Here is a 24,075-nt window from a genome sequence, read left to right on the forward strand (position 1 = left end):
TTTTTCTTGGATTTCGGGGGTGGGGTTGGGAGGAGGTTGGGGGGGGGGGGGGGGGTCTGGGGGGGGGGGGGGGGGGGGGGGGGCGGGGTGGGGGGGGGGGCCCCCCCCCCCCCCCCCCCCCCCCCTCCCTCACGTCTCCCGCCTCCTCACGCGTACGGCAGCGGATCGGCGACCCAGCCGGCCGCGAGGACCAGCCGCGAGGCCCGGTCCACCGCGAGGAAGCCGAAGGGCCGGTCGAAGCACACCTCGATCCTGCGGGCCCGGTGCCGCGGCGGCAGCGGGGCACTGCCCGCCCGCAGCGCGATCGCCGTCACCGCCGCGGCCCGGAAGCCCTCGGCGCCGAACTCCGCCATCGCCGACTGGCGCGCCGAGCCGACGGCGAGGGGCTGCGGGCTGATGCCCGGGAAGTGCCCGTGGGCGGCGTCGCACGCCGTGGCCAGCCCGAAGACGGCCGCCTGCTCCAGCAGGTCGTGCTCGGCGCGCACCGCGAAGGCCGCGGTCGTCAGGCTCAGCTGCGGCGCCGGGCTCGTCGAGTCGACCGTGCCCACCGTCACCCCCGGCCCGGGGCTCCCCTCCGGCAGCAGCTCGCCGGGTACGGCCGCCGCCACTCCGGTGGCCACCGCGATCCCGCCCGCCAGCACCTCGGCCGCCGCGGCCCGCGGATCCCCCAGGACGAGATGGACGTCCACGCCCTCCGTCCCGTCCACCTGGAACACCGTGAGCGGCCCGGCCACCCCCACCCGGTCCTGCTGCGCGGAGACCCGCCCCAGTCCGTGCAGCGTGCGGCCCGCCCAGGGGCCCTGCGCGGGCCGCAGCGGACGGTCCTGGAACGGGTGCGCCCACCGGGTGCGCAGTGCCAGTGCCGAGGCCAGCACCAGCAGCGCACTGCCCGGATCTCCGACCGGCATGCTCTCGATCAGACCGCCGGTGCGCTCCTTCGCCCACGCGTCCAGTGCCTCGCGGTCGGTGCCGGCGTCACCGGTGAGCTCGCCGCGGGTCCCCGCCGGAAGCCCGGCCGCCCACGCCTCCTCCAGGACCAGTCCGCGCCGGGTCCACAGCCCGAGCGCGCTCTCCAGGCCGGGCACCCGCCCCAGGGCTTCCAGGAACTCCCGCGAACCGGGACCGGCTTCTCCGGCGGGAGTGCCGAGCGCCCCGGCCAGCTCGTGGCGCGCGGGCCCGGCGGCCCCGTCGGCGAGCAGGGCGAGGAGCGGCCAGAGCCCGGCGGCCGTGAAGACGGTGTTCCCGTCCGGCTCCAGGGCGCGGGCCCAGCGCCCGGTGAGTGCGTTGACGGCTCGTACGGTCGTGGTCCTCATGGCGGGGAGGGTACGGGCCCGCAGGTGCCGGGCGGCATGGAAGGACGCCGCCGGGGCGCGGCTGCCTGCGCGCCCCGGCGGCGTCCGGTCGGTGGGTCAGCGGCCGCGGAGGCCGCGGTCGACCGCCTTCATGAGCTCGCCGTCCGCCGTGTCCGCGTCCAGGGACCAGAACATCGCGCCGCCCAGGCCGTGTTCGCGGATGTAGCGCGTCTTGCGGGTGAGTACCTGCGGGTCGTCGTACGTCCACAGGGTGGTGCCGTCGAAGAGCCAGGCGTGGCCGCCGCGCCGGTCCCGGTAGACCTTGTAGGTGCCGGAATCGGCCAGTTTTTTCAGGGCCTTGTAGTCCTCGTACCCGGCGGCCCAGGTCGCGGGGGCCGGGCCGGTGGCCGGCCGGCCCATGCCGTCGCCGCCGCCGCTGACCCCGGTCCAGCCCTGGCCGTAGAAGGGCATGCCCATCACGAGCTTGCGGGCCGGGGCGCCGCGCTCCAGCCAGGCGTCGACGGTGCCGTCCACGCTGAAGTCGCCGCGGGCGTACAGGGCGGACTGCTGGGCGGTCTTCTTCTCGCCGGAGACGTGGAAGTCGTAGCCCTGGAGGGTCACGAAGTCCAGGTCCCGCATGATCCGGCGGACCTCGAAGCCCGCGTCGATCTTGGCGGGTGCCGTCGGGACGAAGGCCGAGAGCTCGTAGCGCGCGCCGCGCTTCTGGGTACGGGCGTACGCGTCGAGCTGGGTGCGGAACTCCCGTACGAGCGCGGTGAAGTTGCGCTTGTCCTCGGGGCGGAACTTCGTGTCGGCGTCGCCCTCCGAGCCCGGCCACTCCCAGTCGAGGTCGATGCCGTCGAAGACGCCGGCGGCGGCACCCGCGCCGCCGCGGGTGCCGTCCTGGGGGAGGTTGCCCTTGATGTAGAGGTCGATGCAGGAGGAGACGAGGGCCTTGCGGGAGGCGGGGGTCAGGGCCGCGTCGGAGAAGTGCGTGGACCAGCTCCAGCCGCCGAGGGAGAGCAGGACCTTCAGGCCCGGGTGCCTGCCCTTGAGCTCGCGGAGCTGGTTGAAGTTGCCGGCGAGCGGCTGGTCCCAGGTGTCGGCGACCCCGTCGACGGAGTTCTCCGCGTCCAGGCCGCGTTGGTAGTCGGCCCATGCGTCGGCCTCGCCGGGGATGTTGCCCATGATGCACTTGCCGTCGGCACCGATGTTCCCGAAGGCGTAGTTGATGTGGGTCAGCTTCGCCGCGGCGCCGCTCTTGTCGAGGTCCTGGACCTGGAAGTCGCGTCCGTACACGCCCCACTGGGTGAAGTACCCGACGCGCTTGTACGAGCGCTCGTGCCGGGGCTGTTCCGGCGAGGCGCTCGCGGCGGGGGCGAGGGCGGTCAGGAGGGAGAGGGAACAGGCGGCGACGGCCAGCCTGCCGAGCATGCTGCGGCGCATGGGCTTCCTTTGGGGTTGCGGATGCGGGGAGTTGAGCTCCGGACCGTGCTGTGCGCGGGGTACGCGGCGGCGTTCCGGTGCCGCGCATGGCGGGACGGTATTGGTCTGGACCAGAGCTGGTCAAGGGGTCCGCGGCGCTCCGGCCCGGCCATGGCCGGGCGGCGGGGCCGGTTTCCTTGATCGCCGTACTCCCGGTCGCGCGTTTGAGTGATCGGCGATCATCACATCGAGTGAAACTTTGGCCTTTACTTGCGGTGATCAACCGTCGGTTGCCAGGCTGTTGCTGTCTGTCAACCTGATGGGAGTGGCCAGTGACTTTCGGTGAGCAGCCGGCCTATCTTCGCGTCGCCGGGGATCTGCGACGGAAGATCGTCGATGGGTCCCTGCCCCCGCACGCCCGGCTGCCCTCACAGGCCCGGATCCGCGAGGAGTACGGCGTCTCCGACACGGTCGCGCTGGAGGCGCGCAAGGTGCTCATGGCGGAGGGCCTCGTGGAGGGCCGCTCCGGCTCGGGCACGTACGTCCGCGAACAGCCCGTGCCCCGCCGGGTGGCCCGCTCCGGATACCGCACGGGCGGCGCCTCGACGCCGTTCCGGCAGGAGCAGGCGGAGGGCGGGGCGCGCGGCACCTGGGAGTCCCACAGCGAGCAGGCCGCGGCGCCCGCCGAGATCGCCGAGAGGCTCGGCATCGAGCCGGGCGACAAGGTGATGTGCACGCGGTACGTCTTCCGCGACGCGGGCGAGGCGATGATGCTGTCGACCTCGTGGGAGCCGCTGTCCCTGACGGGGCGCACGCCGGTGATGCTGCCGGAGGAGGGGCCGCTGGGCGGCTGCGGGGTCGTGGACCGGATGGCCGCGATCGACGTGGTCGTGGACAACGTCGTCGAGGAGGTCGGCGCGCGCCCGGGTCTGGCGGAGGAGATCATGACGCTCGGCGGGGTCCCCGGTCACGCCGTCCTGGTCATCGGCCGGACGTACTTCGCCTCCGGCCGCGCGGTGGAGACCGCCGACGTCGTCGTCCCGGCCGACCGCTACCGCGTCTCCTACCACCTCCCGGTGCGCTAGCCGGGCCTTCCGTCCACCGTCCTCGACCCCGGGCCGCCTGGAGCGCCCGGGGTCGTCGCATGCCCGCCGGGGGTCGTTGTGGGATGCATCGTACGTATGGCCGAATGCGTACGCCGTGAGGTATCTCTTCGTGAAAACACGTATCCGCTCCGTAAAGGTCGGGCGTAAGCTCAGGCATATGCGTAATGCGGTTTCCTGGGCGGGTACGTCGGCGGAGGGTGAAGCGCGATGAACGACAGCGGTGCCGAGCTTCCGTGGCTGGTGATACGGCAGGACGACAACGGCAACCGCTACCGGGTCGGCCGGTACGCCACCCGGGCCGAGGCCGAGAAGGTCGCGGACAGCCTCGAGGACCACGGACACAAGCAGCTCTACTGGGTCGAGCGGATCGGACAGACCGCCACCACCAACTGACGCCGGCGCGCCGGCACCGGCATAGGCTCCGTCCATGACTGAACGAGTGGTCGTGGGCGGAGCCGTCTGCCATCAGGGGCGGCTGCTGGCCGCCCGCCGGAGCGCACCGCCCGAGCTGGCGGGCCGCTGGGAGCTGCCCGGCGGCAAGGCGGAACCGGGCGAGACCGTCCCGGAGGCGCTGGTGCGCGAGCTCCGCGAGGAGCTGGGCGTCGAGACCGAGGTGCTGGAGCGGATCCCGGGGGAGTGGCCGCTCAAGCCCGGCCTCGTCCTGCACGTGTGGACCGCCCGCCTGCTCTCCGGCGAGCCGCGGCCGCTGGAGGACCACGACGAGCTGCGCTGGCTGGGGCCCGACGAGCTGGACGCCGTCGACTGGCTCGACCAGGACCGGCCCGCGGTCGCCGAGGCGGGGCGCAGGCTCCGGGCCGCCCCCGCCGCCGGCTGATCCGCCCGTCCGCCCCCGTCCGCCCCCTCCCGCCCCCGCGCGCGGCAGGGCGCACGCCCCGCCGCCGTACGCCACTCGGGGCGCAGGGGGCCTGCGCGTACGCCGTTCGTGCCACAGTGCGCCGGTGCGTGGGTGCCGGGGCGGTACGGCGCCCTGGATATCGGGTATGTCGCTATTAATCCCAATCTCATCCCCTGACAAACCGGACTGGGGTCCGCCTGCTGGCCCGGGAAGTGATCGGCGTGATCGATTCCGAATCCGACTGCGCCGACAGCGCCGAATGGGCTTTCCCCGCCGAGCCCGGCGCCGTACGCACAGCCCGGCACGCCGTGCGCGGCGCTCTGCGCTCGTGGGGCCTCGACGCCGTCGGCGATGTCACCGTCCTGCTGGTCAGCGAGCTGGTGACCAACTCGCTGCGCTACGCGTCCGGGCCCATCGGGGTCCGGCTGGAACGGCGGAATTCGGCCACCGACCACCCTGCGCACGGCCCCGCCCTCCTCGTGGAGGTCTCCGATCCGCTTCCGGATCCGCCCCGGGAGAGAGTCGCCGCGCCCGAAGACGAGGGCGGCCGCGGACTGCATCTGGTGGCGGTCTCGGCGCAGCGCTGGGGGACCCGGCACGGCAAGACGGGCAAGACCGTGTGGTTCGAGTTGGCTTTGCCTGGTGAGTAACAAAGAGGAGACACGGCAGCGATCACGGAGCGCGGCTCGAAACGACCGAGACCGTGCTGTGATCGAGAACGCCGTGCCGTCCGTGGCCGTGGTGCTGAATACTTCGGTCATGACCGGTCCGGTTGCGGTGAGCTGGAGGGGACGGTCGCGTGAGCGAAATACCTGCGCAGGCGCAGCATGTCGAAGTGTCCGGAGCGCCGTGGCGCGAAGCCATGTGGCACAGCAGTCCGCCTGGCTCGATTTATGACTACATAAGAGTCGCGTCCTTCTCGATCGGCCCCGACGGGCTGGTCGACCAGTGGAGCCGGCGCGCCGAAGAGCTCTTCGGCCTGACCGCCGCCCAGGTGGTCGGCCGCGACCCGGTCGAGGCCTTCATGCCCGCGGAGCTCCGCCCCGGCGGCCGCCGCAAGGTGGCCGAAATACTCGACGGCAAGGAATGGACGGGCCTGGTCCCCTTCCGCATGCCCTCCGGTCCGGACGGCGGCCCGGGCCCCGAGGCCGTGGCCGAGATCTATGTGATGCCCACCGAGACCGAGGAGGGGGAGCGGGCCGCGCTCTGCGTCGTCGTCGACGTCCAGGCGCTCCGCAGAATCGAGTCCGACCTCGCCGCTTCCCAAGCGATATTCGGCCAATCTCCCTTCGGATTTCTGCTCTTCGGTACCGACCTGACCGTGCAGCGCGCCAACCGCCGCTTCGCCACCGTCTTCGGGGGCGCCGCCGAGGACCACCGCGGCCGTACCGTCCACGACTACCTCGGCCGCCGCGAGGCCGACCGGATGACCACCGCCCTCAGGCGGGTCCTGGAGACCGGCGAGGCCGTCACCGACCTCCAGATCAGCGGGGCCGCACCCGGCAGCCGGGACCACCGCCACTGGTCCATCAACCTGTACCGCGTCCACGGCGCCTCCGGGCGCCCCATCGGGGTCGCCGGGCTCGGCACCGACGTCACCCGCCGCCACCTCGCCGCCCGCGAAGCCGCCGGGGTCCGCCGCAACCTCGCCCTCCTCAACGAAGCCGGTGCCCGCATCGGCAGCTCCCTCGACCTGGAGACCACCGCCCGCGAGCTCCTCGACGTCACCGTCCCCGGCTTCTGCGACCTCGCCGCCGTCGACCTCTACCAGGGGCTGCTGCTCGGCGACGACGACCGCCCGGTCCGCGGCCCCGGCGCACCCGCCCGGCTCTCCGGAGGCGGCGGCAGCGCCCGGCTGCCCTCCGCGAAACTCCGCCGCGTCGCCTTCGCCAGCGCCGTGTCCGACGCACCCCTTTCCGCGCCCGGGGCCTGCGCACGCGGCAGCGCCGGCCCGGTCGCCGTCGGTGACATCCACCGCTACCCGGCCACCTCGCCCGCCGCGCTCGCGCTGCGCACCGCCCGGCCCCGTCTGATGCCGACGGGCGGACCCGACGACCTCGTGCAGTCGACCCTCCTGGTGCCGATGGTCGCCCACGACACCGTGGTCGGCCTGGCGCAGTTCTCCCGGACCAAGGGCAGCGAGCCGTTCGGCGAGCGCGACCGGGCCGTGGCCCAGGAGCTCGCCGCCCGGGCCGCCGTGTCCATAGACAACGCCCGCCTCTACCGGCGCGAGCACGAGCGCGCCCTGATCCTCCAGCGCAGCCTGCTGCCGCCCGGGGACCCCGAGGCCGCGGGCCTCGACATCGCCTGCCGCTACCTGCCCGGGAACGCCGCGACCGAAGTGGGCGGGGACTGGTTCGACGTCATCGAGCTGCCCGGTCACCGCACCGCGCTCGTGGTCGGCGACGTCATGGGCCGCGGGCTGCGGGCCGCCGTGGCCATGGGGGAGCTGCGTACGGCCGTACGCACCCTCGCCCTGCTCGACCTGGAGCCCGCCGAGGTGTTGTCGGCCCTGGACGAGGTGGCCCGGGGCCTCGGCGCACCCGGAGGATCCCAGCAGTCGCGTACCGCGCGCGACACGGACCTGTCCGACCTGTCGGAGGTCTACCTCGCGACCTGCGTGTACGCCGTCTACGACCCGGTGACCAGGCGCTGCACCATCGCCAACGCCGGCCACATGCCGCCGGTGCTCGCCGAGCCGGGCGGCTCGGGCGCGCTGTTCCTCGAGGTGCCTCCGGGCATGCCGCTGGGCGTCGGCGGCGAGCCCTTCGAGGAGGTCGAGGTGGAACTGCCCGAGGGCGCGCTGCTCGGTCTGTACACGGACGGCCTGGTGGAGTCCCGCGAACACACGCTGGACGAGGGCCTGCGCGGCCTGCGGGCGGCCCTCGCGGACCCGGTCCGCCCGCTGGAGGACGTGTGCGACCACGTGCTCGACACGCTGGAGACCCGGCACGGCGAGGACGACATCGCCCTGCTGATGGCCCGGGTGCAGGGGCTGCCGCCGGACGCGGTGGGCGACTGGCACCTGCCGAGGGAGGCGCGGTCGGTCGGCCGGGCGCGCGAGCTCGCCCGCACCAAGCTCCAGTCGTGGGGGCTGGACGGACTCGCCGACACGACCGAGCTGCTGGTGAGCGAGCTGGTCACGAACGCCCTGCGGTACGGCGAGGGCGAGATCAGGCTGCGGCTGCTGCTGGACCGGACGCTGGTCTGCGAGGTGTGGGACGCGGGGCTGGTGCAGCCGCGCCGGCGCCGCGCACGGGACACGGACGAAGGGGGACGCGGCCTCCAGCTGGTGCAGCTGCTGAGCGCCGGATGGGGTTCGCGGCGGACCCCGCGGGGCAAGACGGTGTGGTTCGAACTGCCCCTGCCGGGCGCGGAGCCGCTGAACGAACTGTCCGCGGAGCAGCTCCTGACCATGTACGGCTGACCGCCCGCCGGGCCCGCAGCGGGAGCGGGGTGCCCGGGGCCCCGCGGGACCCGCCCGCGCCGGGCCGGTCGGGCCGCGGGCCGGTCAGGCCGCCCGGCCGGACTTCAGGGCGGCGAGGCGGGCGTCGATCTCGGAGGCACGGCCGAGGTCGTCCAGCGCCTCGAACTGCGAGTCCAGGGAGGACGCGGCCAGCTCCTGCTTGCCCAGGGCCCGTGCCTCCTCGCGGCGGACCTTGTCCTCGAAACGGCTCAGCTCGCTCGTCGGGTCCATCACGTCGATGTTCTTCACCGCGTCCATCATCGTGTTCTGCGCCTGCGCCGTCTTCGCGCGGGCGACCAGCTCGTCGCGCTTGGCGGAGAGCTCCGACAGCTTCGTCCTCATCGACTCCAGCCCCGACTTCAGCTTGCCCACGACCTCCGTCTGCGCCGCGATCGTCGGCTCGGCCGTCGCCGCCTCCTTCTCGGACTGGAGCTGGCGGCCCAGCGCCACCTTCGCGAGGTTGTCGAACGTGTCCGCGTCCGCAGCCGACCCGGACGCCCGCAGTTCGTCGGCCTTCCGGCTCGCCGCCAGCGCCTTGTTGCCCCACTCGGCCGCCGCCTCGACGTCCTCCCGGTGGTCCTGCTCCAGCATCCGCAGGTTGCCGATGGTGGTGGCCACCGCCTGCTCCGCCTCCGAGATGTTGTTCGAGTAGTCCCGGATCAGCTGGTCCAGCATCTTCTGCGGGTCCTCCGCCTGGTCCAGCAGCGCGTTGACGTTGGCCTTCGCGAGCTGGGTGACACGGCCGAGAATGCTCTGCTTGCTCATGCGTCCTGTCTCCTTGCCGGATTCCGTTGCCGGTTCCTGCACGTGCGTCCGCTAGAAGCGACCGCCGCCGCCCATCCGGCCGCGCGTGCCGCCGCCCCCGAAGGAGCCCGGCCCGCGGCCGAAGCCACCGCCCCCGAAGCCCCCGCCCGAACCCCGGCCGCCCGAGCCGCCCAGGATCTCGCCGAGGATGATCCCGCCGAGGACCGCGCCGCCCATCCCGCCGCCGCCGCGCTGCCCGCCCCCGAAGCCGCCTCCGCCCCCGTACGGGTTCCGGTACGCGCCCACGTCCTGCTCGGCCAGCTGCTGAGCCTGCCGGGCCAGCCCGTCCGCCTGCTGCGCCGCCGCCAGCGCCCCCTGCGCGTCCGAGGCCGCCAGGCCCTGCGCCCGCTCCAGGTGCCGCTGCGCCTCCGCCAGCCGGGTGCGGGCCCGGCTGCCCACCGCGCCGCGACTGGTCGTGATGTAGTCCGTGGCCGCGCCGATCGCGCTGCGCGCCGTCAGCAGGGCCTGGTCCAGCAGGGCGGCGGCGCGCTGCCGGCCGCTCTCGCGCTCCCGGGCGCCGCTGAGCGCCTCGTCCAGTGCCGCGTCCGCCTCCTCGACCCGGCGCAGAGCGTCGATCGGGTCGTACCGCCCGGCTGCCGTCTCGGCGCGCACGTCCGCGAGGACGGCTTCGGCGCGGCCGATCCGGCCCCGCAGGTCGGCGGTGGACACGCCCTCCGGGGTGCCGGTGAGGAGTCCGCGGGCGTCGGCGAGGTCGGTGTCGGTCTCGGTGAGCGCGCCGTCCAGCTTCCCGGTCGCCTCGGCCAGCTCCCGGGCCCGCCGGTCCACGGCGTCCACGAGGGTCGCCGCCTGGTCGACGGCGCCCTCGGCGGCCCGTACGTGCACCGCGGCCTTGCCGTTGTCACCCGCGTCGACGGCCGCGCGCGCCTCGCCGAGGCTGGTCGTGGCGAACAGCAGCCGGTCCTTGGCCTGCTCGACGTTCGACGACACCGGGGCGGCGGCGGAGTCGGCGTACCGCTGCGTCATGACCGTCAGCGTGGCCTCGGCGGTCGTGGTGCGGCCGGTCAGCTCGCGGAAGCGGGTCTCCACGGTCGCCAGCGCCTGCGGGGCGTTCTTCTCCAGGTCCCGCAGCCGGTCGAAGTCGGCGGCCTCGGCGTCCAGCCGCCGGTTGGCCTCGGTGCAGCGGGCGACGATCTCGTCGAGCATCCGCCGCCGGGTCGCGTCGTCCTCCGGGTACGCGTCGTCGAGCTGCTGGCGCAGCCGGAAGGCGTACGTCAGCTCGTCCTTGGCGTACGCGACGGCCGCCGTGAAGGGCTTCGCCGCCTCGTCGCCGAACTGCGCCGACGCGAAGCCGAGTTCCTCGGTGCTGGTGCGGACCGCGTCGTCCGTGCCGACCAGCAGCCCGCGCGCCTTCTCGTCGAGCTCGTCCAGCGCCAGCCCCGCCGCGGCCTGCCCGCCCCCGGCCGTGGTGCTCGTACCGCGGGGCCGCCCCCGCCGGCTGCGGGCGTACGCGTACACGCCGAGGGCACCGGCGGCGCCGACCGCGACCACCGGGAGCACGTAATCCCCGGCGCCGCTCTCCGAGCCGCTGCCGCCGGGGTCGGCCTCGCCGGGGGTGATCGCGGGGACCGGTACGGGCTGCCCGGTGAGCACGGCGTCGTAACCCGCGGCCGCGCCGATCGCCGCCCCCGCCCAGTCGTTCTCCCGCAGTGCGGGCTCGATGGCGGTCCGCGCGACCTCGCCGAGCTGCTCGTGCGTGAACCCGGAGTCGATGGCCGCCGAGTACGCGTACTGCCGGTCGCCGGTGGCGACGGCGAGCAGGAGGTCGTTCTGGCCGAGGCCGTTGCGCTCGGCGGTGGCGTCGGCCCAGCTCTGCGGGGAGCGGCCGGAGAAGTCGTGGACGTACGCCACGAACAGCTGGATGCGGCGGTCGGCGTACAGCTGGTCGAGTGCCGCCGTGACGGCCCCCTTCCGGTCGCCGAGCGCCCCCACCCGGTCGGTGATCTGGTCCTCCTTGGACAGGCTGATCGGATCGTCCGCGCGGGCCTGCGGGGCCGGGGCGAGCACGAACAGCGCGGCGGCGACCAGAGTCAGGAGGGCCCGCACGGGTATGAATCTCAGCGGCGGCGTCACATTTGGGAGGGTATGGGCGCACTCCGGGCCCCGCGACTCGGCGCGGACCGCCATCGGCGGCCATCGGCGGCCCGCGGCGGCCCGGGGCTGACAGCCGGACCCTGCGGTGCGGACAGCCGGACGGCCGGGAAGCGGGGTGCTTCCCGGCCGTCGCCGACGCCCCGTCCGGGGCCGTCCGCGCTACGCCTTGCGCCGGCCGATCTTGCTGCCCAGCCAGACCAGCGGGTCGTACTTGCGGTCCACCGCCCGCTCCTTGAGGGGGATCAGGGCGTTGTCCGTGATCTTGATGCCCTCCGGGCAGACCTCCGTACAGCACTTCGTGATGTTGCAGTAGCCGAGGCCGTGCTCCTCCTGCGCCGTGCGCTTGCGGTCCAGTCCCCGGTCGGCGGCCGCGTCCAGCGGATGCATGTCCAGCTCCGCCACCCGCATCAGGAAGCGCGGACCCGCGAACGCGGTCTTGTTCTCCTCGTGGTCACGCACCACGTGGCAGGTGTCCTGGCACAGGAAGCACTCGATGCACTTGCGGAACTCCTGCGAGCGGTCCACGTCCACCTGCTGCATCCGGTACTCGCCCGGCCCCACGTCCGCCGGCGGGACGAACGCCGGGACCTCGCGCGCCTTCCGGTAGTTGAAGGACACGTCCGTGACCAGGTCCCGGACCACCGGGAAGGCGCGCAGCGGAGTGACCGTGATCGTCTCCGCCCGGTCGAAGGTCGACATCCGGGTCATGCACATCAGCCGCGGCCGGCCGTTGACCTCCGCACTGCACGAGCCGCACTTGCCGGCCTTGCAGTTCCAGCGGACCGCGAGGTCCGAGGCCTGGGTGGCCTGCAGCCGGTGGATGATGTCGAGCACCACCTCGCCGTCGTGCACCTCGACCGTGAAGTCCCGCAGTTCGCCGCCCTCCGCGTCACCCCGCCAGACCCGGAAGCTCGCGTCGTACGTGCTCATTCGTACAGCTCCTCTTCGGCGAGGTATTTGACCAGCTCTTCCTTCTCGAACAGCGCGAGCAGGTCGGGCCGGATGGGCTCGGTACGGGTGCGGACCAGGGCGATGCGGTCCTCCGCGGGGTCCGCCGGGGCCGGGAGCACCGGCCGGCACAGCAGGTTCACCGGCCGCCAGGTGCGCTCCATCGACGGGCAGTCCTCCCGGGTGTGCCCGCCGCGGCTCTCGGTCCGCTCCAGCGCCGCCCGCGCCACGCACTCGCTGACCAGCAGCATGTTCCGCAGGTCCAGGGCGAGGTGCCAGCCCGGATTGAACTGCCGGTGGCCTTCCACCCCGGCCCGGGCCGCCCGGACCCGCAGACCCGCGAGCCGCTCCAGCGCCTGCTCCATCTCACCGCCCCGCCGGATGATCCCGACCAGGTCGTTCATCGTCTGCTGGAGCTCCTGGTGGAGCGTGTACGGATTCTCCGCGCCCTCGTCCGCGTGGAAGGGGGCCAGCGCCTCCGCCGCCGCCTCGTCGACCGCGGCCTGCGACACCGAGGGCCGCGGACCGGCCGCCGAGAAGGCGTGCTCCGCCGCGTGCAGGCCCGCCCGGCGGCCGAAGACCAGCAGGTCGGAGAGCGAATTGCCGCCCAGCCGGTTCGAGCCGTGCATCCCGCCCGCGACCTCGCCCGCCGCGAACAGGCCCGGCACGCCGACCGTGGCGGCCGTGTCGGAGTCCACGGCGATCCCGCCCATCACGTAGTGGCAGGTCGGGCCGACCTCCATCGGCTCGGCCGTGATGTCCACGTCCGCCAGCTCCTTGAACTGGTGGTACATGGAAGGCAGCCGCCGTTTGATCCGCTCGGCCGGCATCCGGGTCGACACGTCGAGGAACACCCCGCCGTGCGGCGAGCCGCGGCCCGCCTTGACCTCGGAGTTGATCGCGCGGGCCACCTCGTCGCGGGGGAGCAGCTCGGGCGGACGCCGGTTGTTGTCCGGGTCCTCGTACCAGCGGTCGCCCTCCGCCTCCGACTCGGCGTACTTCTCCTTGAAGACGTCCGGGACGTAGTCGAACATGAACCGCTTGCCCTCGCTGTTGCGCAGCACCCCGCCGTCGCCGCGCACCGACTCGGTGACGAGGATGCCCTTCACCGACGGCGGCCAGACCATGCCGGTCGGGTGGAACTGCACGAACTCCATGTTCAGCAGCGGCGCCCCGGCGAGCAGTGCCAGCGCGTGGCCGTCCCCGGTGTACTCCCACGAGTTCGACGTGGTCTTGAAGGACTTGCCGATGCCGCCCGTCGCCAGGACGACCGCGGGGGCCTCGAGGACGAAAAAACGGCCGGATTCGCGCTCGTAGCAGAAGGTTCCGGCCACCCGCCCGCCACCGGTGTGCTCCTCCTTCAGGACGCGCGTGACCGTGCACTCCTGGAAGACCTTGAGGCGGGCCTCGTAGTCCCCGTACTCCTCGAAGTCCTCCTGCTGGAGCGCGACGATCTTCTGCTGGAGGGTGCGGATCAGCTCCAGCCCCGTGCGGTCGCCCACGTGCGCGAGGCGCGGGTACTCGTGGCCGCCGAAGTTGCGCTGCGAGATCCTGCCGTCGGGCGTACGGTCGAACAGCGCGCCCCAGGTCTCCAGCTCCCAGACCCGGTCCGGTGCCTCCTTCGCGTGCAGCTCGGCCATCCGCCACTGGTTGAGGAACTTCCCGCCGCGCATGGTGTCGCGGAAGTGGACCTGCCAGTTGTCGCCGTCGTTGACGTTGCCCATCGAGGCGGCGATACCGCCCTCGGCCATCACCGTGTGGGCCTTGCCGAACAGCGACTTGCAGATCACCGCCGTACGGGCGCCCCGCTCGCGGGCCTCGATCGCAGCCCGCAGCCCGGCTCCGCCCGCCCCGACGACGACCACGTCCCACTGCTGCCGGTCGACTTGAGCCATGTCAGAAGATCCTCGGGTCGGTGATGGTGCCGGTCGCGAGCAGGTACACGTAGAAGTCGCAGAGCGCCACGCTGACCAGGGACGACCAGGCCAGCAGCATGTGGCGGGAGTTGAGCTTCCCGACCCAGCCCCAGAGCCGGTAGCGGACCGGGTGCTTCGAGAAGTGCCGCAGCCTGCCGCCGATGATGTGCCGGCAGGAGTGGCAGGACAGGGTGTACGCCCAGATCAGCACGATGTTGACGAGGAAGACCAGCGTGCCGAGGCCCATGTGGCCCCACTCGTAGTGCTCGTTGCGGAAGGTCAGCACGGTGTCGTACGTGAGGATGCCCGCGACCGGGATCGCCGCGTAGAAGAAGTAGCGGTGCATGTTCTGGAAGACCAGCGGGAAGCGGGTCTCGCCCGTGTACTTCGCGTGCGGCTCGGCCACCGCGCAGGCGGGCGGCGAGGCCCAGAAGCCCCGGTAGTAGGCCTTGCGGTAGTAGTAGCAGGTCAGCCGGAAGCCGAGCGGGAAGACCAGGATCAGCAGTGCGGGGGACAGGCCCCACCAGCTGCCGAAGATCTCCCAGTTGGGCCCGTCCTTCATGGGGACGCAGTTCTCCGCCAGGCAGGGGGAGTAGAACGGCGAGACGTACGGCGCGGCGTAGTAGTCGGCGTTCGCGAAGGCCCGCCAGGTCGAGTAGACGATGAAGGCGAGCAGCCCGGCCGCGGTGGCGGCGGGGGCCAGCCACCAGCGGTCGGTGCGAAGATGCCGGGCCGCGATCGCGGCCCGGGAGGCGTCGTGGACGCCGGTCAGCTGGGATGGTGGTTCGGTTCCTGTGGCCAAGTGGGACTCCGGTGAGGAGTGGATGAGGGGTGCGGCCGGGGGCGGCCCGCGAGGGCCGCAGTGGCTAGGGCGCGCGGCGGTCGCGGGCCCCCAGGCCCTCGTCGTCGGTGTCCGTCCACAGTGAGTCGTCGTACGGCGTGTCCGGGATCGTGACCATCCGGCCTGCCGCGGGTGGCGCGGCGGCAGAGCGGCCGGGCGCGGGCCGGCCGGCCTCCCGCTCCAGCTTCTCGACCTTCTTCGCGAGGTCGTCCAGCTGGTGGCGTACGGCGTTCAAATCGTCTTGCAGGGACATGACTTGCCCTCACTTCCGCAGGTTGCGGTGGCAACGCTCATGTGCGCCTGCGAGTGTCGCGCCTCATGTCCCCGGTTGTGAAGGGACGTGCAGCGATTCCGGGCGCGCAGGCGCAACCTGTGCGCCCCTCCCGGGCACCATTCTCATCCCTCTCCGGAGGGAACGCCCGCTCCGGGCGCAAGCGGCGTTGGTCCGCACGGGTGGGGTTCGCGGCGTGGCGCGGCCCGGGTGCCGGGGGTGCGGCGGCCCGTCGATTTCAGTGGGTTTCGTCACCAGTGTGATCAGCTCCATATACCGCCATTCGTGATCAAGCTCGGCCCGCCCCGGAGGTACCACCCATGTCCCAGAGAAGGCGCAGATCCCTGGCGCTCCTCAGCTCGGGCGTCCTCGCGCTGCCCCTTCTCGCGGGCTGCGGCTCACAAGACGACTCCGCCGGGCCCGTCGCCGCGCCCCAGGACATCCAGGAGGCGGCCCGCGAGCAGGTCGGCGACGGCGGGGTGCTGCGGTGGGCGGTCGACGCGCTGCCGGACACCCTGAACACCTTCCAGGCGGACGCGGACGCGACGACCTCGCGGATCGCCGGGGCGGTGCTGCCCGCGCTGTTCACCCTCGACAAGCGCGGCCGGGCTGTGGCGAACCCGGATTACCTGGAAAAGGCGGAGGTCGTCGAGACCGAGCCCAAGCAGGTCGTGCTCTACAAGCTCAACCAGCAGGCGGTCTGGAGCGACGGGCGGGAGATCGGCGCGGCGGACTTCGTCGCCCAGTGGCGGGCCCTGAACGGCAGGGACTCGGCGTACTGGACCGCCCGCAACGCCGGGTACGACCGCATCGAGAAGATCGAGCGCGGCGCGAACGACCTCGAGGTCAAGGTCACCTTCGCGAAGCCGTACGCCGACTGGAAGTCGCTGTTCACCCCGCTCTACCCCAAGCAGGTCACCGGCACCCCCGAGTCCTTCAACGAGGGAGCCCGCGGCACCCTCAAGGTCACGGCCGGCCCCTTCACCCTCGGCGCCATCGACAAGAAGACCGGCACGGCCGCCCTCTCGCGCAACGCGCGCTGGTGGGGCGCCCCCGCCAAGCTGGACACGCTCGTGCTGACCGCCGTCCCGCGGGCCCAGCGCGCGACGGCCCTCGCTGCCGGGAAGGTCGACCTGGCCGAAATCGACCGCTCGGCCGCCGACCGGATCATGCTGGCCGCCCGCGACGGCCGCCAGGGCGCGGCCGGCAAGCCGCTCGCCCACGGCCCGGGCGCCGCGCTGACCACGGGCCAGGCGCTCACCTCGTGGGCGGTCGCCCACGGCTCGGCGCCCGAGCAGGCGGAATCGGAGCTGGCCGCCCGCAAGCGCAACGCCGCCGCGGTCCAGGCGTACGCGAAGGAGCAGGCGGCCCTGCGCGGCTACCGGGTCCGCAAGTCCCTCGAGCCCGCCTACACGCAGCTGGCGCTCAACGGCGCCTCGGGCCCGCTCGGCGACGAACGCGTCCGCCGGGCCGTGGCCCGCGCCCTGGACCGGCAGGCGCTCGCCGACGCGGTCCTCAAGCCGCTGGGCCTGCCCTCCAAGCCCGTCGGCAGCCACCTGGCGCTGGCCGGGCAGCGGGTGTACGCGGACAACAGCGGGGCTCTCGGCGACCAGGACACGAAGGCGGCGAAGGCGCTGCTCGCCGATGCGGGCTGGCGCCGGGGCGCGCCGCTCACCACCGTCCCCGAGGGTGCCAAGGCGGGCGGCGAGGCCGCCGACGCCGTCACGGACGACGGGAAGACCCCCGGGGCCGCAGGAGCCCGCGGCCCCGGCACCGGGAACGACGGCCTCTACATCGTCGGCCAGGACGGCCGGGCCCACGGCCAGGACGAGGGGAAGAACCCCGGCGACCGGCCCGGGGGCCCCGTGGGGCCGGCCGGCTCCCGGTCCGGCCCGGACGGCGAGATCGTCGACGCGGACACGGCGAGCGAGCGCGGCGGCGGCCCGGCCCTCGTGAATCCGGCGCCGCTGGCCGCGGGCCAGGAGAACGCCCTGCTCGCGCAGGCCGAGCAGCTGGCCGACGGCAGCCTCGACGACGGCAAGAAGCGCGCGGACGAGGAGGCCGGGGCGGGGGAGGCGCAGGCCACCCAGGCCCCGGCTCCGGCCCGCCAGGCGCGTACGTCCGGGAACCTGCTCGCGAAGGACGGCAAGGCGCTGACCCTGCGCTTCGTGCTCCCGTCCGGCCCCGGCTCGGAGTCGCTGCGGACCGTGGGCGACCGCATCGCGCAGATGCTGAGGAAGGTCGGCATCGGCACCGAGCTGACCAAGGTCGCGGACGAGAGCTTCTTCAAGGACCACATCGCCTCCGGTCAGTACGACCTGGCCCTGTACTCCTGGCCGGCGACCGCCTTCCCCGCCACCGACGCCCGGCCGATCTTCGCCAAGCCGGAGCCCGCGGCGGACGGCTCGCTGCTGGTGGAGCAGAACTACACCCGGGTCGGCACCGACCACATCGACCAGCTGTTCGACCAGGCGCTCGGCGAGCTGGACGAGGAGGAGTCCCGGGAGCTGATGCGCAAGGCCGACGCCCGGATCTGGGCCGCGGCCGGCTCCATCCCCCTCTACCAGCGGCCCGAGCTCGTGGCCGCGAAGCCACGGGTGGCCAATGCCGGCGCCTTCGGTCTGGCGACCCCGCGCTACCAGGACATCGGGTGGAAGAAGGCGCCCGCCGAGGGCGCCTCCGAAGGAGCTGCCGGGAAGAAGAAGTGAAGGCCGGGTGAAGGCGGGGGCGCATGACGCCGCCTGCGCCCGTACAAGCTCAGAAGTGGCTCAAGTTCCTTGCCCGCCGGCGGCCCCGGCGGGCAAGGTCGGTCCCACCCATTGACCCGCACGACCGTTGTGAACGCTGGGCTTCCCCCACCTGAAGTGCCCCCGAAGCCCGGTGAAAGCTCAGCCCTCCGGCCTCTTGACAGACCCCCCGGCATGCGGTTCCCGCCACGCCGCGTACGATGGGGTAAGGCCGTGGCAGGTTTTCCGCCCGGCGGGCGCGCGTGCCGGACCGTACGCGACGCCATCCACGATCCCGGGAGAAGCGCCGAAGTGCCCACGCGCCACGACATCCGTAACGTCGCCATCGTCGCCCACGTCGACCATGGCAAGACGACCATCGTCGATGCCATGCTCAAGCAGGCCGGTGCCTTCGCCGCCCACCAGCACCTCGACGACCGCATGATGGACTCGAACGACCTGGAGCGTGAGAAGGGCATCACGATCCTCGCCAAGAACACGGCGGTGAAGTACCACCCCAAGGACGGCGGGGCGCCCATCACGATCAACATCATCGACACCCCCGGCCACGCCGACTTCGGTGGCGAGGTCGAGCGCGGTCTGTCGATGGTGGACGCGGTCGTCCTGCTGGTGGACGCCTCGGAGGGTCCGCTGCCCCAGACCCGCTTCGTCCTGCGCAAGGCCCTGCAGGCGAAGATGCCGGTCATCCTCTGCATCAACAAGACCGACCGCCCGGACTCCCGGATCGACGAGGTCGTCAACGAGACCTACGACCTGTTCCTGGACCTGGACGCGGACGAGGACCAGATCGAGTTCCCGATCGTCTACGCCTGCGGCCGTGACGGCGTCGCCTCGCTGACCAAGCCGGAGGACGGCACCGTCCCCGCGGACAGCGACAACCTGGAGCCGTTCTTCTCCACCATCCTGGAGCACGTCCCCGCCCCGGTGTACGACGACGAGGCCCCCCTCCAGGCCCACGTCACCAACCTGGACGCCGACAACTTCCTCGGCCGCATCGCGCTGCTCCGCGTCGAGCAGGGCGAGCTGCGCAAGGGCCAGACGGTCGCGTGGATCAAGCGCGACGGCTCGGTCTCCAGCGTCCGCATCACCGAGCTGATGATGACCGAGGCGCTCACCCGCAAGCCCGCCGAGGTCGCCGGCCCCGGTGACATCTGCGCGGTCGCCGGTATCCCCGACATCATGATCGGCGAGACCCTGGCCGACCCGGAGAACCCGATCGCCCTGCCGCTGATCTCGGTGGACGAGCCGGCGATCTCCATGACCATCGGCACCAACACCTCGCCGATGGTCGGCCGCGGCGGCACCGGCAAGGGCGCGGACGCCAAGTCCGCGGTCAAGGACCGCAAGGTCACCGCCCGCCAGGTCAAGGACCGTCTGGACCGCGAGCTCATCGGCAACGTCTCGCTGCGCGTCCTCGACACCGAGCGTCCCGACGCCTGGGAGGTCCAGGGCCGTGGTGAGCTCGCGCTCGCCATCCTGGTCGAGCAGATGCGCCGCGAGGGCTTCGAGCTGACCATCGGCAAGCCGCAGGTCGTCACCCAGCTCGTCGACGGCAAGGTCCACGAGCCGGTCGAGCGCATGACGATCGACGTCCCCGAGGAGCACATGGGCGCCGTCACGCAGCTCATGGGCGTCCGCAAGGGCCGCATGGACAACATGTCCAACCACGGCTCCGGCTGGGTCCGCATGGAATTCGTCGTCCCGTCCCGCGGCCTCATCGGCTTCCGTACGGAGTTCCTCACGAACACCCGCGGTACCGGTATCGCCCACTCCATCCACGAGGGCCACGAGCCTTGGTTCGGCCCGCTGGTGACCCGTAACAACGGCTCCCTGGTCGCCGACCGCGCCGGTTCGGTCACGCCGTTCGCGATGATCAACCTGCAGGAGCGCGGCGTCCTGTTCACCGACCCCGGCACCGAGGTGTACGAGGGCATGATCATCGGCGAGAACTCCCGCGCCGACGACATGGACGTGAACATCACCAAGGAGAAGAAGCTCACCAACATGCGTGCGGCTTCCGCGGACAACACGGAGAACGTGATCCCGCCGCGCAAGCTCTCCCTGGAGCAGTCCCTGGAGTTCTGCCGCGACGACGAGTGCGTCGAGGTGACCCCGGAGGCCGTGCGCATCCGCAAGGTCGTCCTGGACCAGAAGGAGCGGTCGCGCACCGCTTCGCGCGCCAAGCGCTAGGCTCCACCAGCCCGGCAGCTTTCTGCAGCCCGCCCCCGCACGGCTTCCGTGCGGGGGCGGGCTGTTCGCGTATGTCAAACGGATTGTTGCATTCAGGTGTCCGACTATCGACCGTCACGCTCCGGAACGTGCGCTAACCGTCCGTTTCGGGTGTGTCTGTCTGTGATCCATATGTCCGGATTTCGGTTTTCGGCCCTTGGTTGATGTTGTGAAAACGAGACCACTTAAGTGTGGTTTACGGTCTGGGCGTCCCTGAGGATGGCTCCATTGAGCTCGGGTCAATGGGTCAAGCGCTGTGGGGAGCGCCGACTCACGAGCACACTCGGGACACTGGTCCACTCGCCGTCAGGGGTGTCGGCGAACGGTCCGGGTCCCTCATGTCGAACAGTGGACTCATGAGGAGGAAACCCATGCGCGGTGCCAAGAGCGCCAAGTGGGTAGCGGGCGCGATTGTCGTCGCCCTGGCAGCGACCGCTTGCGGTGGTGGGGGCAAGGACAAGGGCTCCGACAACGCCGCGGGCGGGGTGGACCCGAACGGGATCTACTCGATCGAGACGGGCGAGCCGGAGAAGCTCCTGCACCCGGCCGACACGATGGAGTCCAACGGCTCCATCGTTCTGAGTGGTCTCTTCTCGCAGCTGGTCGACTACACGGCCGACGGCAAGCTGACCATGGTGAACGCCGAGTCGGTCGACACCAAGGACAGCAAGCTCTGGACCGTCAAGCTCAAGAAGGGCTGGACGTTCCACGACGGCACCCCGGTGACCGCCGAGTCCTACGTCAAGGCCTGGAACTGGGCCGCGACCATCACGAACAACCAGGGCAACGCCTCCTGGTTCTCGGACATCAAGGGCTTCGACAAGGTCCACCCGGAGAAGGAGGGCGCCAAGCCCACCTCCGACAAGCTGGACGGCCTGAAGGTCCTCGACGAGAGCACCTTCACCATCGAGCTCACCGCCGCGATCCCGTACTTCGCGTACAAGCTCGGCTACGAGGTCTTCTCCCCGCTGCCCGAGTCCTTCTACGCGAACCCGAAGGCCGCCGGTGAGAAGCCGGTCGGCAACGGCCCGTACAAGTTCAAGTCCTGGGACCACAAGAAGCAGATCGAGATCGTCCGCTTCGACGGCTACAAGGGCGACAACAAGGCGAAGAACGGTGGTGTGATCTTCAAGAACTACACCACCCTCGAGACCGCCTACGAGGACCTGAAGTCCGGCAACGTCGACGTCCTGCGTCAGCTTGCCCCGAAGGACCTGCCGGTCTACCGCCAGGACCTCGGCGACCGCGCCGTGGACCAGGCGTACTCCGCCGTCCAGACCCTCGCCATCGCCTTCTACGCTCCGCAGTGGAAGACGAAGAAGGTCGACCCGAAGGTCGTCCAGGGTCTGTCCATGGCGATCGACCGCGACACCATCACCAAGACCGTGCTCCAGGGCACCCGCGAGCCCGCCACCGGCTGGGTCGCCAAGGGCGTCCTCGGCTACCAGCCGAACGCGGCCGACGTGACCAAGTTCGACCCGGCCAAGGCCAAGGAGCTCATCAAGCAGGGTGGCGGCGTTCCCGGCAACGCCATCTCCATCCAGTTCAACTCCGACGGCGGCCACAAGGAATGGGTCGAGGCTGTCTGCAACAGCATCACCCAGTCCACGGGCGTGAAGTGCGTCGGCGACGCGAAGCCCGACTTCCAGGCCGACCTCCAGGCTCGCAAGAGCAAGCAGGTCAAGTCGATCTACCGCTCCGGCTGGGTCCTCGACTACCCGGTCAACGCCAACTTCCTCCGCGACCTCTTCAAGACGGGCGCGGCCGGCAACCAGGGCGACTTCTCCGACAAGGCCCTGGACGCGAAGATCGACAAGGCGGACACGGCGGCGACGCTGGACGAGTCCGTGGCGGCGTACCAGGCCATCGAGAAGGAACTGGTCAACTACATGCCGTCCATCCCGCTCTGGTACTACAAGGTCAACGCGGGCTACTCCGAGAAGGTCTCCGGCGTCAAGTACGCGCAGGACGGCGACCCGATCCTCGAAGACGTCCAGGTCACCAAGAAGTAACCACTGACGTAGTCCGCTGTGCGGATGTGGGCCGACGGGGAGTCGGCCCGCATCCGGCCTTTACGCAGTGACCGGGGGGCCCTTCCACGGTGTCCGCGTGCCGATCCGGCACGGGCCACCGGGAAGGGCCTGTCCTGGCTCCTGCCGCATTCTCAAACGGAGGCACGATGGGGCGCTATGTCGCACGACGACTGCTCCAGATGATCCCGGTCTTCTTCGGGACGACCCTGCTGATCTTCCTGATGGTGTACACCCTGCCCGGCGACCCCGTGGCGGGACTGTTCGGAGACAAGGGCACCGACCCGGCCACCCTGGCCAGACTCAGGGCCGAATACGGGCTTGACCAGCCCATTCTTCAGCAGTACTGGAACTACATTTCGGACATCCTGTTCCACTTCAACTTCGGTGAGCAGATCCGAAGCGGCCGTGAGATCACCGAGGTCATCGGGGACGCGTTCCCGGTCACGCTCCGTCTCGCCGCCCTCGCGTTCCTCATCGAGCTGGTGCTCGGCCTCGGCCTCGGTGTCGTCGCCGGCCTCAACGCGGGCCGACTCGCCGACAGCCTGACCCTGGTCTTCACGCTGCTGATCATCTCGGTCCCGGTGTTCGTCCTCGGCTTCATCGTCCGCATGGTCTTCTCGGACCAGCTGGGCTGGATCCCGCCGAACGTCAGCATCGAAGAGACGTGGGGCGAACTCATCGCCCCGGCCATTGTGTTGGGTGCGCTGTCCCTCGCATACGTGGCCCGCCTCACCCGTGCCTCCATGGCCGAGAACCTCCGTGCCGACTACGTGCGCACCGCGGTGGCCAAGGGCCTGCCGAAGCGCCGTGTCTACGGCGTGCACCTGATGCGCAACTCGATGATCCCCGTCGTGACCTTCCTCGGCACCGACATCGGCGCCCTCATGGGCGGTGCGGTCGTCACCGAAGGCCTCTTCAACGTCAAGGGCGTCGGCGGTCTGATCTACGAGTCGATCGTCCGCCGTGAGGGCCTGACCGTCGTCGGTGTCGTCACCGTCCTGGTCATCGTGTACCTCGTTGCCAGCCTTCTCGTCGACCTCCTTTACGCGGTCCTGGACCCGAGGATCCGTTATGCCTGACATCACCAAGACCGCCACCGCCACGGCCGACGAGGCCGCTGCGCCCGCGCTGCCGGTGGAGCCGCAGAAGGCCGAGAAGGCCCGCAGCCTGTGGGGCGACGCCTGGGTCGACCTGCGCCGCAACCCGTACTTCATCGTGTCGTCCGTGCTGATCTTCTTCCTGTTGCTCATCGCGGCGTTCCCGAGCTGGTTCACCAGCGCCTCGCCCACCACGGGCGACCTGGTCAAGCACTTCCTGACCAAGCCGGAGCTGGGTTCCATAGGCTCGCCCGACTGGTTCGGCTACGACGGCCAGGGCCGCAGCGTGTACGCCCGCCTGATCTACGGCACCCGTGCCTCGATCATCGTCGGCGTCTGCGTCACCCTGATCGTCACCGTCGTCGGCGGCATCATGGGCATGCTCTCCGGCTACTTCGGCGGCGTCATCGACGCCGTGCTCTCCCGGGTCACCGACATCTTCTTCGGCATCCCGTTCCTGCTCGGCGCCATGGTCGTCCTGCAGGCCTTCACCGACCGCACCGTGTGGGTGGTCGTCGGCGCTCTGGCCTTCCTGGGCTGGACGCAGATCACCCGCGTCATGCGCGGTGCCGTGATCACCGTCAAGCAGGCCGACTACGTGCACGCCGCCCAGGCCCTGGGTGCGAGCACCATCCGGATCCTGTTCCGGCACATCCTTCCGAACGCCCTGGCGCCCGTGATCGTCGTCGCGACGATCGCGCTCGGCGGTTACATCTCCGCCGAGGCCACCCTGTCGTACCTCGGTCTGGGCCTCGCGTCCCCGACCGTCTCGTGGGGTGTCGACATCTCGGCCGGTGCCGCGCAGATCCGCGTCGCCCCGCACGTCCTGCTGTGGCCGTCGATCATGCTCAGCATCACGGTCCTGGCGTTCATCATGCTCGGCGAAGCTGTCCGCAACGCCCTCGACCCGAAGCTGCGCTGAGGAGGGCGTA

General features: G+C 71.6%; 18 protein-coding genes. 10 read left to right on the top strand and 8 right to left on the bottom strand.

Features of this window, described 5'->3' with window-relative positions:
• Window positions 1-146 precede the first annotated feature (146 nt).
• Both ACZ7H1_RS12445 and ACZ7H1_RS12450 read right to left on the bottom strand, forming a co-directional pair.
• Window positions 147-1,313, bottom strand: coding sequence for a serpin family protein (locus ACZ7H1_RS12445; RefSeq protein ID WP_470786006.1), 1,167 nt, complete (start codon window positions 1,311-1,313; stop codon window positions 147-149).
• A gap of 96 nt (window positions 1,314-1,409) precedes the next feature.
• Window positions 1,410-2,738 carry a glycoside hydrolase family 18 protein gene (locus tag ACZ7H1_RS12450; RefSeq protein WP_470786007.1) on the bottom strand — a complete coding sequence of 443 codons (1,329 nt, stop codon included), beginning with the start codon at window positions 2,736-2,738 and terminating at the stop codon, window positions 1,410-1,412.
• A gap of 311 nt (window positions 2,739-3,049) precedes the next feature.
• On the opposite strand from ACZ7H1_RS12450, the gene ACZ7H1_RS12455 reads away from it, so the two are divergent.
• The 5 genes from ACZ7H1_RS12455 to ACZ7H1_RS12475 all read left to right on the top strand — a co-directional run bounded on the left by ACZ7H1_RS12455 (window position 3,050) and on the right by ACZ7H1_RS12475 (window position 8,106).
• Window positions 3,050-3,802 (top strand): GntR family transcriptional regulator, encoded by a 753-nt coding sequence (locus ACZ7H1_RS12455; protein ID WP_470786009.1) that lies wholly within the window; start codon window positions 3,050-3,052, stop codon window positions 3,800-3,802.
• A 228-nt stretch (window positions 3,803-4,030) separates the two neighbouring features.
• Window positions 4,031-4,216: an SPOR domain-containing protein gene (locus ACZ7H1_RS12460; protein WP_470786016.1), complete on the top strand. Its 186-nt coding sequence runs from the start codon at window positions 4,031-4,033 to the stop codon at window positions 4,214-4,216.
• Window positions 4,217-4,250: 34 nt separating this feature from the next.
• Window positions 4,251-4,658 (top strand): (deoxy)nucleoside triphosphate pyrophosphohydrolase, encoded by a 408-nt coding sequence (locus tag ACZ7H1_RS12465; protein ID WP_470786017.1) that lies wholly within the window; start codon window positions 4,251-4,253, stop codon window positions 4,656-4,658.
• 233 nt (window positions 4,659-4,891) lie between these two features.
• Window positions 4,892-5,329, top strand: a complete 438-nt coding sequence (locus ACZ7H1_RS12470; protein ID WP_470786019.1) for an ATP-binding protein — start codon at window positions 4,892-4,894, stop codon at window positions 5,327-5,329.
• Window positions 5,330-5,478: 149 nt separating this feature from the next.
• Window positions 5,479-8,106, top strand: a complete 2,628-nt coding sequence (locus tag ACZ7H1_RS12475) for a SpoIIE family protein phosphatase (protein WP_470786020.1) — start codon at window positions 5,479-5,481, stop codon at window positions 8,104-8,106.
• A gap of 84 nt (window positions 8,107-8,190) precedes the next feature.
• Here the strand turns inward: ACZ7H1_RS12475 and ACZ7H1_RS12480 are convergent, their stop codons facing one another.
• From ACZ7H1_RS12480 to ACZ7H1_RS12505, 6 genes are all read right to left on the bottom strand, one after another.
• Window positions 8,191-8,910: a PspA/IM30 family protein gene (locus ACZ7H1_RS12480; protein ID WP_470786022.1), complete on the bottom strand. Its 720-nt coding sequence runs from the start codon at window positions 8,908-8,910 to the stop codon at window positions 8,191-8,193.
• A gap of 51 nt (window positions 8,911-8,961) precedes the next feature.
• Complete coding sequence (locus tag ACZ7H1_RS12485) at window positions 8,962-11,094, bottom strand: TPM domain-containing protein (RefSeq protein WP_470786023.1); 2,133 nt, start codon at window positions 11,092-11,094, stop codon at window positions 8,962-8,964.
• Between the two features lie 126 nt (window positions 11,095-11,220).
• Complete coding sequence (locus ACZ7H1_RS12490; protein ID WP_470786024.1) at window positions 11,221-11,991, bottom strand: succinate dehydrogenase/fumarate reductase iron-sulfur subunit; 771 nt, start codon at window positions 11,989-11,991, stop codon at window positions 11,221-11,223.
• The gene (locus ACZ7H1_RS12495; protein WP_470786025.1) at window positions 11,988-13,904 is read right to left on the bottom strand and encodes a fumarate reductase/succinate dehydrogenase flavoprotein subunit; all 1,917 of its coding nucleotides are present in this window, start codon (window positions 13,902-13,904) and stop codon (window positions 11,988-11,990) included. Before ACZ7H1_RS12495 ends, ACZ7H1_RS12490 begins: the two co-directional genes overlap by 4 nt.
• Before the next feature lies 1 nt (window position 13,905).
• The gene (locus tag ACZ7H1_RS12500) at window positions 13,906-14,727 is read right to left on the bottom strand and encodes a hypothetical protein (RefSeq protein WP_470786026.1); all 822 of its coding nucleotides are present in this window, start codon (window positions 14,725-14,727) and stop codon (window positions 13,906-13,908) included.
• A gap of 64 nt (window positions 14,728-14,791) precedes the next feature.
• Window positions 14,792-15,019, bottom strand: coding sequence for a hypothetical protein (locus ACZ7H1_RS12505; RefSeq protein ID WP_470786028.1), 228 nt, complete (start codon window positions 15,017-15,019; stop codon window positions 14,792-14,794).
• A 338-nt stretch (window positions 15,020-15,357) separates the two neighbouring features.
• Between ACZ7H1_RS12505 and ACZ7H1_RS12510 the strand changes: the two genes are divergently transcribed.
• The 5 genes from ACZ7H1_RS12510 (at window position 15,358) to ACZ7H1_RS12530 (ending at window position 24,065) form a co-directional block, all read left to right on the top strand.
• The gene (locus ACZ7H1_RS12510) at window positions 15,358-17,745 is read left to right on the top strand and encodes an ABC transporter family substrate-binding protein (RefSeq protein WP_470786030.1); all 2,388 of its coding nucleotides are present in this window, start codon (window positions 15,358-15,360) and stop codon (window positions 17,743-17,745) included.
• Window positions 17,746-18,075: 330 nt separating this feature from the next.
• Complete coding sequence (typA, locus tag ACZ7H1_RS12515) at window positions 18,076-19,974, top strand: translational GTPase TypA (RefSeq protein ID WP_470786032.1); 1,899 nt, start codon at window positions 18,076-18,078, stop codon at window positions 19,972-19,974.
• A gap of 410 nt (window positions 19,975-20,384) precedes the next feature.
• Window positions 20,385-22,025 (top strand): peptide ABC transporter substrate-binding protein, encoded by a 1,641-nt coding sequence (locus ACZ7H1_RS12520; protein WP_470786034.1) that lies wholly within the window; start codon window positions 20,385-20,387, stop codon window positions 22,023-22,025.
• A 167-nt stretch (window positions 22,026-22,192) separates the two neighbouring features.
• Window positions 22,193-23,125 (top strand): ABC transporter permease, encoded by a 933-nt coding sequence (locus ACZ7H1_RS12525; protein WP_470786035.1) that lies wholly within the window; start codon window positions 22,193-22,195, stop codon window positions 23,123-23,125.
• Complete coding sequence (locus tag ACZ7H1_RS12530; RefSeq protein WP_470786037.1) at window positions 23,118-24,065, top strand: ABC transporter permease; 948 nt, start codon at window positions 23,118-23,120, stop codon at window positions 24,063-24,065. Before ACZ7H1_RS12525 ends, ACZ7H1_RS12530 begins: the two co-directional genes overlap by 8 nt.
• Window positions 24,066-24,075 lie beyond the last annotated feature (10 nt).

Source organism: Streptomyces sp. NPDC037401, from assembly GCF_055602345.1.